Origin of the sequence: Sphingobacterium lactis (assembly GCF_051951495.1) — a bacterium.
Lineage (GTDB): Bacteria > Bacteroidota > Bacteroidia > Sphingobacteriales > Sphingobacteriaceae > Sphingobacterium > Sphingobacterium lactis_A.
Genome location: NZ_JBNHAS010000001.1, coordinates 1,672,337 through 1,683,982, shown reverse-complemented (window position 1 = coordinate 1,683,982; position 11,646 = coordinate 1,672,337). Strand labels below are relative to the sequence as shown.

13 protein-coding genes and 1 other RNA gene are annotated in these 11,646 nt (G+C 36.1%); 5 read left to right on the top strand and 9 right to left on the bottom strand.

Going from position 1 to position 11,646, the window contains the following annotated elements; all coding sequences use genetic code 11:
• Positions 1-4 precede the first annotated feature (4 nt).
• Both ACP6L2_RS07220 and ACP6L2_RS07215 read right to left on the bottom strand, forming a co-directional pair.
• Positions 5-385 (bottom strand): GtrA family protein, encoded by a 381-nt coding sequence (locus ACP6L2_RS07220; RefSeq protein WP_440508584.1) that lies wholly within the window; start codon positions 383-385, stop codon positions 5-7.
• A 3-nt stretch (positions 386-388) separates the two neighbouring features.
• Positions 389-1,048 carry a phosphatase PAP2 family protein gene (locus ACP6L2_RS07215; RefSeq protein WP_440508583.1) on the bottom strand — a complete coding sequence of 220 codons (660 nt, stop codon included), beginning with the start codon at positions 1,046-1,048 and terminating at the stop codon, positions 389-391.
• A gap of 278 nt (positions 1,049-1,326) precedes the next feature.
• Between ACP6L2_RS07215 and ACP6L2_RS07210 the strand changes: the two genes are divergently transcribed.
• The 3 genes from ACP6L2_RS07210 to ACP6L2_RS07200 are packed head-to-tail and all read left to right on the top strand — an operon-like array spanning position 1,327 to position 3,247.
• Positions 1,327-2,262 (top strand): ring-cleaving dioxygenase, encoded by a 936-nt coding sequence (locus tag ACP6L2_RS07210; protein WP_440508582.1) that lies wholly within the window; start codon positions 1,327-1,329, stop codon positions 2,260-2,262.
• A 21-nt stretch (positions 2,263-2,283) separates the two neighbouring features.
• Complete coding sequence (locus tag ACP6L2_RS07205) at positions 2,284-2,898, top strand: alpha/beta hydrolase (RefSeq protein WP_440508581.1); 615 nt, start codon at positions 2,284-2,286, stop codon at positions 2,896-2,898.
• A 1-nt stretch (position 2,899) separates the two neighbouring features.
• The gene (locus tag ACP6L2_RS07200; protein WP_344673838.1) at positions 2,900-3,247 is read left to right on the top strand and encodes a hypothetical protein; all 348 of its coding nucleotides are present in this window, start codon (positions 2,900-2,902) and stop codon (positions 3,245-3,247) included.
• Between the two features lie 84 nt (positions 3,248-3,331).
• On the opposite strand, the gene ACP6L2_RS07195 is transcribed toward ACP6L2_RS07200, so the two are convergent.
• The 6 genes from ACP6L2_RS07195 to ACP6L2_RS07170 all read right to left on the bottom strand — a co-directional run bounded on the left by ACP6L2_RS07195 (position 3,332) and on the right by ACP6L2_RS07170 (position 9,182).
• Positions 3,332-4,012, bottom strand: coding sequence for a YoaK family protein (locus tag ACP6L2_RS07195; protein WP_440508580.1), 681 nt, complete (start codon positions 4,010-4,012; stop codon positions 3,332-3,334).
• Between the two features lie 2 nt (positions 4,013-4,014).
• Complete coding sequence (locus ACP6L2_RS07190; protein WP_440508579.1) at positions 4,015-4,437, bottom strand: DoxX family protein; 423 nt, start codon at positions 4,435-4,437, stop codon at positions 4,015-4,017.
• 11 nt (positions 4,438-4,448) lie between these two features.
• On the bottom strand, positions 4,449-6,365 hold the full coding sequence (locus ACP6L2_RS07185; RefSeq protein ID WP_344673841.1) for an amidohydrolase: 1,917 nt from the start codon (positions 6,363-6,365) through the stop codon (positions 4,449-4,451).
• Between the two features lie 18 nt (positions 6,366-6,383).
• Entirely contained in the window at positions 6,384-7,685 is a 1,302-nt protein-coding gene (locus ACP6L2_RS07180; protein WP_440508578.1) for an alginate export family protein, read from the bottom strand.
• 48 nt (positions 7,686-7,733) lie between these two features.
• Positions 7,734-8,387 carry a hydrolase gene (locus ACP6L2_RS07175; protein WP_440508577.1) on the bottom strand — a complete coding sequence of 218 codons (654 nt, stop codon included), beginning with the start codon at positions 8,385-8,387 and terminating at the stop codon, positions 7,734-7,736.
• A gap of 393 nt (positions 8,388-8,780) precedes the next feature.
• Positions 8,781-9,182 carry a hypothetical protein gene (locus ACP6L2_RS07170; RefSeq protein ID WP_440508576.1) on the bottom strand — a complete coding sequence of 134 codons (402 nt, stop codon included), beginning with the start codon at positions 9,180-9,182 and terminating at the stop codon, positions 8,781-8,783.
• A 199-nt stretch (positions 9,183-9,381) separates the two neighbouring features.
• Between ACP6L2_RS07170 and rnpB the strand changes: the two genes are divergently transcribed.
• An RNA gene (rnpB, locus tag ACP6L2_RS07165) (RNase P RNA component class A) lies at positions 9,382-9,763 on the top strand.
• Positions 9,764-9,810: 47 nt separating this feature from the next.
• Positions 9,811-11,202: a sigma-54-dependent transcriptional regulator gene (locus ACP6L2_RS07160; protein ID WP_440508575.1), complete on the top strand. Its 1,392-nt coding sequence runs from the start codon at positions 9,811-9,813 to the stop codon at positions 11,200-11,202.
• 56 nt (positions 11,203-11,258) lie between these two features.
• Here the strand turns inward: ACP6L2_RS07160 and ACP6L2_RS07155 are convergent, their stop codons facing one another.
• On the bottom strand, positions 11,259-11,441 hold the full coding sequence (locus tag ACP6L2_RS07155) for a hypothetical protein (RefSeq protein WP_344673846.1): 183 nt from the start codon (positions 11,439-11,441) through the stop codon (positions 11,259-11,261).
• Positions 11,442-11,646 lie beyond the last annotated feature (205 nt).

Below are 11,646 nucleotides of genomic sequence, written 5' to 3'. Positions count from 1 at the left end.
ATCCTTATTGGAAGGTAAAGTATAGGTTTGCAAAATAATTCCAGATAAATACGATGCCTATGGCAATGAGTTTGCTGAAGTAAAATTTTACATTAAGTTTTTTGTGGACCAGGTATAGTACCAGGGTATTTAGGCTGAGTCCTACTAGACTCACCAAAAGAAACTGCATGAATTGATTCAATATCTGCGGATTCTTATTGGAAAAGGTCCAAATCCGATTTAGAAAATAATTATTTACTACGGCAAAGGAAAAACCAACACCATTAGCGACATATTTATTAATTCTTAATTTTTCCTTACAGATCCAAGTTAGTCCAAAATCAATAGCCATCCCTAAAAGACCTACCATGCCGAACTTGAGCATACTCCAGAACAATTTCCACATATTTTAGAGTTTAAATGACGGAGGTATAAAAGAAGCGGGAGATAGTTTTTTCTCTGCAGTAAGTTGTAAGGTTAAAGCATATAGGCAAGTAAAGCTTGTACCAAGCATAGACCCAAACCATACATCATCCATAAAATGTTGACCAAGGTATACCCTAGAATAAGCTGTTAGTGCAGCTAGAGGAAATGCTACTAAACCCCAAGTTTTATTTTTGGCGAAAATGGCTATGGCACATGCTAAAGCAAAAGCAGAAGTGGTATGACCGGAAGGAAATGCATTGTGGTGTGCTAGTTTTAACCAAGAGACACTGTGGAAGTCTGGGTCATCCTTCAGGAAATAAGCCGGTCTAAAAGCCTTAAATGTTCGTTTAAGCAAAGAACAGATAAGACCAGACCCAATATAAGTTACTGCAATAGCTACACCAAGCCTGCGAGAGCTCACAAAGAAAAGCAAAAAGGCTAAAGCAATCACAAAAATACCATCCCCAAATTGCGTGATAACGGTGAAGAAATAATCTGCTGCAAGACTATGTTGCGAATTGATGAGTTGAAAGGCTTGTGTTCGTGGTAAGCAACAAACCAGTAGACTTATAACGAGCAACCAACATATTACACAGTTGAAGAATACACTGTTTAATTGATACAATTTTTTTAATCGTTCCATTAGGCTAAATATTGAAGGACCTGATTTGTGATAAAATTATCAATTCAGTGTTAGGTGAATGTTAGCTTAATGGCTGTAAATGTTATGTTTATGTTATGTTCTAGCTGGTATAAGGTATAACACCTTAAGATGTTGAATAAACCTGGTTTTAATGATTAAAAAATTTAATAATCACTTCTTATCATACATCAATGTGTAGGCTTAAATGTATGTGCACCTTTGTATAAGTTAATTAAACAAATAGATTTTTTAATTGTATAAAAAGAGAGGAATATATTATGGAAAATAAAGTATTAGGTTTACACCACATCACAGCGATTGCAAATTTAGCACAACGCAACTACGATTTTTACACCAAGTCTTTAGGTCTTCGCATGGTTAAAAAAACAGTAAATTTTGATGATCCTGGAACATACCATTTTTATTATGGTGATGAAAAAGGAAATGCAGGTACCATCTTGACATTCTTTCCTTGGGAAGGAATAGGAAAAGGTAGAAATGGTGCTGGTATGGCGACTGAAATTGCTTATGCTGTTCCTGAAGGAAGCTTAGATTTCTGGAAAGAAAGATTTGCAAATGATAATGTATTGGTTGGTGAAGCTGTAGAACGCTTTGGTGAAATATACCATCCATTCTTAGATCCTGATGGATTGAGTTTATCATTAGTTGTTCCAAAAACTGTTGATAATCGTATCGGATGGTCTACCGAAGAAGTTGGAAAAGATGTTGCTACAAAAGGATTTCATAACACGACATTGACTTTAAATGAATTGGAGCCTACTGCTCGTGTATTGACCGATCTTTTAGGCTATTCACAAGTAGCTCAAGAAGGCGATCGCTATCGTTTTGCTACTTCAACTATCGATACAGCAAATATCATCGATATCTTGGTAGATCCAACAGCAAAACGTGGTCATAACACAGCTGGTACCAATCACCACATTGCTTTCCGTGTGAAAAATGATGCAGATCAAATGGAATTACGTGAAGCGATCATGAGTGCTGGATTACAAATTACACCACAAATTGACAGGGATTACTTCCACTCGTTGTATTTCCGTGAACCAGGAGGTGTATTGTTTGAAATCGCTACTGAAAACCCAGGTTTTGACGTGGATGAACCATTAGCAGAATTAGGTCAATCCTTGAAATTACCTAAACAATATGAAGGACACCGTAGCGAAATCGAAAAAGTATTACCAGAATTAAAATAAAAACTAATTAGGAGGAAGAATATGCATTCAGAAAATATTATTCAAGCTGGTAATACCAGCAATCCAAAAAAGGCATTAATTATGATCCACGGTAGGGGTGGAAGTGCAAGAGACATCATGTCTCTTGCACAATATTTACCGGTATCAGATTATTTGTTATTGGGTCCTGAGGCTACTAATAATACTTGGTATCCGAATTCATTTATTGCACCTGTTGCAAGTAATCAGCCGTATTTAGACTCGGCAATTGATCTTGTAGGTATAGCTGTTGAGCAGGCAGAATCTTTAGGTATTACCAAAGAGAATATTTATTTCTTGGGGTTCTCTCAAGGAGCTTGTTTGACTTTGGAGTACGTTGCCCGCAATGCAAATAAATATGGTGGTGCTGCTGCTTTCACCGGTGGATTGATTGGTGATCAGGTATATACAGGAAATTATAATGGACAATTTGATGGCACTCCGATTTTCATTGGTACCTCTGATCCAGATTTTCATGTTCCTGTAGAACGTGTACAAGAAAGTACAAACGTATTAAAAGGTATGGGAGCTGAGGTGGTGGAAAAAATTTACCCTAATATGGGGCATACCATTTCACAAGATGAAATTAATGAAGTAAATCATTTGATATTTAAATAATATGGAGATCGTACGAGTTTATGCAGATGAACATGGCGATACCTTTTTTGAAGATGTACATATCCCCTTGGTTGACCAAGGGGATATTGGTTTTCTATCAGAAGGTGTGCCTGTGAAGCAAGTTATCTTTAGAAAGGTAAAGCCAAGTTATGACTATGATTTTCATACAGCACCTCAAAAACAGTATGTTGTTCTGTTGGATGGTGAGATTGAAATTGAAACCTCATTGGGAGATAAGCGGGTGTTTTTTCCTGGACAGATCTTGCTGTTAGAAGATACAGAAGGTAAAGGTCATAAAACGAGAAACCTTAAAGAAGAATGGCGTTTTAGTTTGTTTATTACGGTGTAAAACAAATCCTATATAAAAAAGACGAGTCATGATTAATTATCATGACTCGTCTTTTTTATATAATTTGAATAATAGGACTTAAAATTATGAAACAGCCTGATGTTTCGGGAAAACAAAGCTATAATATAAGAACACTAATACTGCTGGAACAATCAATACGGAAAGACCGTATTTTCCAGCTAGTAATGCACCAAGTGTACAGCCTATTAGAAAACCAGAGATCAAGACCAGTACCCTTTTAAAACTAACTTTCTTTTCTTCTGCTTTTTCTTCACTTAAATAGGCATTACAGAAATCCAGGGTTGCTTTAGTGACATTTCCAGTCATTACCGTAGTAGGACCAAATGTGGATTTATCATAGAGTTTATTCACTGCATTTTGAATACCCATAGCAAACACAACAATCAGTACAACTGAAAAATTGAATATGCTCATTTGGTTATCATCAGCATAATTAAAATAAGCCATAGCTGAAGCTACAAGTAGAATTAAGCTCATTAGTAAATAAAGCTTACGTTCATCTTTTAATTTGTTGTTCAATACCCCTGTGAGGTATACGGCTAACACAAAGACTGGGAATGTAAGCAATATTTTAAAATCTGCTAGTTGAGGATTATTCATTAACTTATAGCCAAAGACTACAAAGTTACCCGTCACGTGGGCGGAGAATACCTCATTTCCTGCTGTAAATGTTGCTGTATCCGCAAATCCAGCAACAAAAACCAATAGGAAATTTGAAAGGGTTTTCAGGCTATTGTTTTCCATTTTTATTTGATTAATTGATTAAACATCCAATGGTCCATGGATATGGTACCAGGGCCTAATAATAGTAAAAGTAGCAGACTGATGCTGTACATATAAGGTATATCTCGAGTGACCAAATCATCTTTTCTATGGATGACAAAATAGCCAATTGCTGTTACCATTAATGCTGGTATAACTAATAATCGGGTAAATAAACCGGCTAACAAAAAGAATGGTAAATAAGCCATTGCTAATGCTGAGATAAAGTTATTCAGCTTTTGCGGTAACCCAAGTGGATTTGGTGTATCGTGATCTCCTTCGAGCTTTTTAAATCCATGTACTCGGATGAGTTCTACCAATAATAATATGCGGAAGCCAAACATGACCCAATTATTAAAGTTAGAACCCAAGTCAGAATACAAGACAAAAATTAATAAATCGTTCACTGTATTTTATTTTAAAAGGAGAAACACGAACAACCTAATGTTCCCCAGAAAGATGTATAATTCGTTACTGGAATATTGCTTAATCGAGCTACATTATGGTTATGTCCATGCACATTACAACTACCTATACATGCGTGGATAAATTGATTTTGTGCTTGAGCCATTGCTCTCGCTTTAGCCATATCCTTTCCATTTTTACCTTGAACAGACTCACCTAAACTTAGATTGTTTGATCCGGGATAATAACCATTGTATGATTTGGTTGGTGACCAATCTGGAAGAATAGGAAGTGGGGCAGGGGATTCGTTGGAGAAATCACCTTTCGCATATACAATTTTTCCATTGACAACGGTTAAATCAGCCTCGATTTGTTTGATTTCCTCTTGATCAACCTTGAAATAATCACGGTCTAATACCGTAAGATCAGCTAATTGACCAACTTTGATTTCACCCTTTTTACCTTGTTCATTAGAGAACCATGAACTTCCTTTGGTATATAAACCTAATACAGTTTGGCGATCCAGAATAGTTTCGTCTGAATAAATACGCTCACCACCAACTGTTTTACCTGTTGATAACCAATAAATTCCTATCCATGGATTGTAACTTGCTACACGGGTAGCATCTGTTCCACCACCTACTGGTACATCCATTTGCAAGATTTTCTTCACCGGAGGTGTGTGTTCTGCAGCCTTAGCACCGTAACGATCTACAAAATATTCTCCTTGGTAAGCCATTCTATGTTGAATTGCAATACCTCCACCTAATGCTTTAACACGCTCGATATTACGCTCATCAATAGTTTCAGCATGATCAAAAATCCAATGTAAACCATCAAATGGAATCTCTTTGTTTACTTTTTCAAATACATTCAAAAAGCGAGTGATACTTTCGTTGTAAGTCGCGTGTAAACGAAATGGCCAACGGTTTTTTACTAATAATTGGACAACTTTCTCTAGTTCCTGTTCCATAGTCTCAGGAAGGTCAGGTCTTGGTTGAAGGAAATCTTCAAAGTCTGCAGCTGAATAAACCAACATTTCTCCAGCTCCATTATGTCTATACATATCATCACCTTGGAACAATTCAACTTCTTTAATCCATTCATTGAAATCTTCGTATTCTTCTTTCGGTTTTTGGGTAAACAAATTGTAGGCAACACGTACGGTTAATTCATCGTTTTTATGTAATTCATCGATTACCTTATAATCGTCAGGATAATTTTGAGAACCTCCACCAGCATCAATTACACTGGTAATTCCAAAGCGATTCAATTCACGCATAAAGTGCTTGGTGGAGTTCAATGCTTCCTCATAGCTTAATTTAGGACCTTTTCCTAATGTAGCGTACAATATAGTGGCATTTGGGGTAGCAAGGATTAATCCTGTAGGATTTCCTTGTTCATCTTTTTGAATTTCACCACCTGGAGGATTAGGTGTGTTTTTGTCATACCCCACTGCACGTAAAGCTGCTCCATTCATTAAAGCACGATCATATAAGTGTAGGATAAAGACAGGGGTATCAGGAGCAATGGCATTAATTTCTTCTAAAGTTGGCATTCTGCGTTCAGCAAATTGTTGTTCAGTCCATCCTCCAACTACTCGTACCCATTGTGGATGAGGGGTGCGATCAACTTGTTCCTTAAGCATGCGAAGCGCATCTGCTAATGATGGAACTCCATCCCAACGTAATTCTAAATTATAATTCAATCCACCACGGATTAAGTGCGTATGTGAATCATTAATTCCAGGAATGGTTGTTTTTCCATGCAAATCAACGACTTTGGTTTTATCTTCAACATGTTGCATGACGGTCTTATCGTCAGCTACGGCAATAAATTTTCCATCCTTTATGGCTACAGCTGTAGCTTGTGGGTTTTCGGGATCTAGGGTATTGATCTTTCCGTTGTAAAAAATAATGTCTGCTTTCATGATTTTGTCTTTTTGATGTTAAAACTTATATTGAATGGTTCCCGATGCGGAAAAGTAATTCCTTCTTCCTGCTTCTTTTAGGAATGCTCCGGCCGTAAAATATGTCAGATCCGAACGGATATATAACTTGTCATTTATCTGATATTCTGGAATAAACTGCCATTGACTACCAATGCTTGAAGCCTCAATCTGACTTGCTGGAACAATGACCTGATTACTTACTGCATAGATACCATCTTCTGAACTGCTTCTCCAGAATTGCATATATTCTAAGGATAAACTCAATTTTTTACTTGCTTGAATACTGGTGTAGAGATGATAATTTGTTAAGTTTCTTGGACCAAGCTCTGAGTTTAACCCAAAATAGGCACCCTTAGGATATACTGGATCAAAGGTGTTTAGTTTGTTGTCTGTAGAATCGTGATCGCCACTGATGTATTGGGCTTTGACACCAATAGTGGGTTTTAATATGGCATCTTGCCATTGATAGCTAAGATTAGCGGATACGGTAGAACCTTGAATTTTCTTTCCTTCTTCTGCTTTGCCCATCTGACCTACGGCTTCAAAGTCATATTGAAATGCGCCTTCGTCTTTCCATACTCTTAAACCAAGCATGTGTTTGTTGGTTTTGTGAAAGTTTCGGTCATAAGCCTCCTTATCCCGATGAATCCCAATGTAATAAAGGTCAGCATTATGAATAATAGGAATTGCTTTTTGAACGGCATAAAGAGACCAAATAGTCTGACTATCATCCACAAATGGGTCGTTAAAAAAGCCTTTTTTTGCTTGTACATAAGTTCCTGCAAATGCATCTATACTGAAATTCTCTTTATTGTATTTGATTTTTGCTGCATCAAAAGAATGTCTGTTATTAGGTCCTTCTCTAACGGAGATTAACCGTTGTGATCCATAACTTAATTCCTGACGTCCCAATTTCAATTCCAATTGCGAATTATCAGTCTTTAATAAAGTACTACTTATATAGGCTTGATGAAGATCTAATATGTTCTCCTCTACCGGTGAAGGAGCTTCATTTAATCCATTTGCTAGGCCACTTTGTAATTCTACAAATAAGCTGTGTTTGTTATTATAGGTAAGTTTTCCATTTAATAGAAAACGGGTTAAAAGAAAATTCTGAGAATCTCCTTTAACCCATTCTCTATGGTCATAATGAAAATATTGCACACGAACTTCTCCTCCAGTTTTAACTTTCCAAGGATTTGTTGTTTGTCCATTGACTAGGCTATCCTGTGCTTGAGCAAAGTAAGAAACCAGTAGGAAAGATAAACTTAATAAAAGAAGTATAGTGTGATTTTTCATGTAATGTGATAAAAGGATATGACCAATTTTCAATGATGTCTTTATTTATTAATGCTCTTTATGCAACATATGTTTTGCATAATGAACACCTAATCCATAAGAACCACCACTTCTTTTGATAAGTTCGTTTACTGGATCATAAGTTTCAGATCTAGCCCAGTCACGTTGTAATTCTAAAACATACTGTACAGAAGTAATAGGAATTGTTCCTGCTTGAACCATACGTTGGATAGCCATGTTGTGTGCTTCTGCAGTAATGTCTCCACAGGCATCAGTTACAACATAAACTTCAAATCCTTCACCAATTGCCGATAATGCTGGCATGGCGATACATACACTAGTCCAAAGACCTGCCAATACAATACGTTTTTTACCTGTTGCTTGGATTGCATCATACGCATTTTGATCTTCCCATGTATTCATGGTTGTACGATCGATATAGTTATGGCTGGCTTGTGGGTAAACCTCTTCGATTTCTGGAAATACTGGACCTGAGAAAGTTTCTTCTGCTACGGTAGTAACGATAGTTGGAACATTGAATATTTTTGATCCACCTGCTAGAATAGCTACATGAGCACGTAGTTGCATCATAGGAATAGAATTCGTAGCGAAGGCCATTTGACCTTCATGATCGATTAGCACTAAAGCGTGGTTGTCTGGAGTTAAAAGACTTGCTGCTGGGGTTGGAGTTTTCGCTGACATGTGTTTTAATTTTTTTTTAGTAAATAGAATTTGTTGTTAAGTAAGCATGCTATGTAAGTAAATGTCTAAACATTTATCTACACAACAAATCTATACACTTAAAGTTTAGTGAAAATTGATTTATGTTAATAAATCAAGTTTTTTTGTGAAAACTTTAGTCTTTTTTAATCTTTTTTACTTCAATAGTGTGATTTATGACAAGTAATGGTTAAAAAAGTAAATCTCTTTAGTCAGAAAGAAATCAAATATTGCAATTCTTTATTGTTTAAATAACAGAATGAAATGTTTTGGAAAATAAAAAAAGGACCATAGCTCTAGGGAAGCTACGATCCTTTACTGGATAAGATCGGTTGTTCTAAAAAATTATTTTGTCATTCTAGCGGTATATAATTATTAAAGTTTGTGATCTGTTTTAGCTTCGTTTTTGATGTCTTTGATTTCAATAGCTTTAGAATCTTTAACTACTTTACCATTGATTAAGATTTCTAAACGAACTGAAGCTGGTTTATCTACCTTAGTTTTGATGCTCAAGGTTTCACCTTTTTTAGGTGCCTTACGAATCACGGTCACAGTTCTAGGTAATTTGTTCAAGTCTTTAGTGATGGTTGAATCTTTACCTTTAGAGTCTGTAACTGTTAGGGAAGTTAAAGCGATATTTGCAGTAGGCGAACTGATTCTATACGTAACACTGCTTGCTTTTGGTTTTACTTCATTTTTATTCTTGTCTTTACAAGAAGCGGAAACAACTAATAATGCAATGGCTAAAGCTGTTTTTAAGTAAATTTTAGTTTTCATGTAATTATATTTAAAAATAAGTTTTAAAAAATTAAATCAAACAAGTTGCGCATAAATGTTTATCCTAATACGAAAATATTACTGCCTTCGCTACAGCTTTTTTATAGAAATTTTCAAAAATATTCAAGTGCTTGATTGCAAACGATATAATCTTTCGTAATCGCTGAAACAATAGGTTTTTTTTGTACTTTTGCGCCTTGAAGCAAACTGATTCTATCGCTGTTTCTCCAATTCTGGGGAAAAAGAGGAAAGTCCGGGCAACATAGAGCAACACGCTTCCTAACAGGAAGGCTGCCCTTAGGGGTAGACAGCAAGTGCCACAGAGAATATACCGCCATCTTGATGGTAAGGGTGAAAACGTGAGGTAAGAGCTCACGGATTTGTATGGTGACATGCATTTCGGTAAACCTCGTGTGTTGAAAGACCAAATAGGTTATAAGAGTCGAGAGCTGCTCGTTCTCTGCCTTCGGGCGCTTATAATGGGTAGGTTGATGGAGATTATGTGTGAATGTAATCCTAGATAAATGATAGAACACCTCGAAAGAGGGGACAGAACCCGGCTTATTAGGTTTGCTTCTTTTTACTTTATTTATTAACTTATTGCCGCCTTATAATAGGAAAAGCTTATATGACAACTGTATTAATCATCGACGATGAAAGACCTATCCGAAGCTCACTTCGTGATATTTTAGAATATGAAGACTACAAAGTATTTGATGTTGATAACGGAGAAGATGGATTAAAAATCCTTAAAAAGGAGAAAATCGATCTTGTTCTTTGTGATATCAAGATGAACAAGATGGACGGAATGGAGGTTCTAACTACCGCTAAGGAGTTTTCCGATATCCCATTTATCATGATCTCTGGTCACGGAACTATTGAAACTGCTGTAGAAGCTGCCCGTAAGGGAGCTTTCGACTTCTTGGAAAAACCTTTAGACCTCAATAGACTTCTTATTACTGTAAGAAATGCCCTAGAAAAAGGATCTCTTGTAAAAGAAACGAAAGTCTTAAAACGTAAATTCTCGAAAACTAAAGAGATCTTAGGTAGTTCTTCAGGCATTAGCCTAATAAAAGATACAATTGATAAAGTAGCTCCAACTGAAGCGCGTGTATTGATTACTGGAGCTAATGGTGCTGGTAAGGAACTTGTTGCTCGTTGGTTACATGAGAAATCTACTAGATCCTCTTCTCAATTAGTGGAAGTGAACTGTGCAGCCATTCCATCGGAATTAATCGAATCTGAATTGTTTGGACATGAAAAAGGTTCATTTACTTCCGCTGTAAAACAACGTATCGGTAAATTTGAGCAAGCAAATAATGGAACATTATTCTTAGATGAGATAGGGGATATGAGTCTTTCTGCTCAAGCTAAAGTATTACGTGCATTACAAGAAAATAAAATTACCCGTGTAGGGGGTGAGAAGGAAATTGATGTTAATGTTCGTGTTATTGCGGCAACAAATAAGGATCTATTAAAAGAAATTGAAGATGGTAATTTCCGTATGGACTTATACCACCGCCTAAGTGTGATCTTAATTCACGTTCCGTCACTTGCTGAGCGTAAAGATGACATCCCTACGTTGGCAACTTCATTTTGTGAGGAAATCTGTGCAGATTACAGTATGCCAGTGAAAACATTCACTCCAGATGCGATGAAAGCCTTACAAGCATTGCCTTGGACTGGTAATATTCGTGAGCTTAGAAACATGATCGAACGTTTGATTATCTTATGTGATAAGAAAATCACCGAAGATGATGTGAATACCTTTGCCAACCCAGGAGGACCAGTAACACATGCTACCATCCTTGCTGGAAACTCATCCACTGCGAAGGACTTTGATATGGAGCAATTTACCTCTTTCCAAGATTTCAAAGATTACTCGGAATGCGAATTCATCAAATATAAATTAGAGAAGAACAACTGGAATGTCTCTAAAACGGCTGATGATTTAGATATTCAACGAAGCCACCTTTATAGCAAAATAGAAAAATACGGTCTTAAACGCGACCAAGAATAAATTAAAATAAAAGGCCTCCATACGGAGGCCTTTTATTTTAATAATCTTTAAGGATATTAATCGTTATATCTTCTCTTTTGACGACTATATAGTATATAGATCACCACAATCAACAATATTACGCCTATCACCACAAAAACTGTTGGTGATGTTTCATCCATCTCTCCTGTGTGGTTCTCCTGAGCTAATACGGCTAAGGAAAATACTTGGAGCAATACAAGAATACTCCACTTTCTCATGATATTTAGTTTTTTTAAGTTTATACAAACAATATACTAAAATTATACCACAAGCTTGTTTTTTGTAAAATTATTTTTATTTTATTGACTTAGATATTACTAATATCCTATAAATGGTCAGTATTTTCTCTTAAATTATTAATAGTTAACCTAATATTGTTGATAATAATTGTTTGACCATGCAAATTGATCAACAAAAAAAGAG

Coding starts and splice junctions, on each gene's coding strand:
- ACP6L2_RS07185 (WP_344673841.1), bottom strand. CDS start 6,365: ATGAAAGCAGACATTATTTTTTACAACGGAAAGATCAATACCCTAGAT.
- ACP6L2_RS07210 (WP_440508582.1), top strand. CDS start 1,327: ATGGAAAATAAAGTATTAGGTTTACACCACATCACAGCGATTGCAAAT.
- ACP6L2_RS07155 (WP_344673846.1), bottom strand. CDS start 11,441: ATGAGAAAGTGGAGTATTCTTGTATTGCTCCAAGTATTTTCCTTAGCC.
- ACP6L2_RS07205 (WP_440508581.1), top strand. CDS start 2,284: ATGCATTCAGAAAATATTATTCAAGCTGGTAATACCAGCAATCCAAAA.
- ACP6L2_RS07220 (WP_440508584.1), bottom strand. CDS start 385: ATGTGGAAATTGTTCTGGAGTATGCTCAAGTTCGGCATGGTAGGTCTT.
- ACP6L2_RS07160 (WP_440508575.1), top strand. CDS start 9,811: ATGACAACTGTATTAATCATCGACGATGAAAGACCTATCCGAAGCTCA.
- ACP6L2_RS07215 (WP_440508583.1), bottom strand. CDS start 1,048: ATGGAACGATTAAAAAAATTGTATCAATTAAACAGTGTATTCTTCAAC.
- ACP6L2_RS07170 (WP_440508576.1), bottom strand. CDS start 9,182: ATGAAAACTAAAATTTACTTAAAAACAGCTTTAGCCATTGCATTATTA.
- ACP6L2_RS07175 (WP_440508577.1), bottom strand. CDS start 8,387: ATGTCAGCGAAAACTCCAACCCCAGCAGCAAGTCTTTTAACTCCAGAC.
- ACP6L2_RS07200 (WP_344673838.1), top strand. CDS start 2,900: ATGGAGATCGTACGAGTTTATGCAGATGAACATGGCGATACCTTTTTT.
- ACP6L2_RS07195 (WP_440508580.1), bottom strand. CDS start 4,012: ATGGAAAACAATAGCCTGAAAACCCTTTCAAATTTCCTATTGGTTTTT.
- ACP6L2_RS07180 (WP_440508578.1), bottom strand. CDS start 7,685: ATGAAAAATCACACTATACTTCTTTTATTAAGTTTATCTTTCCTACTG.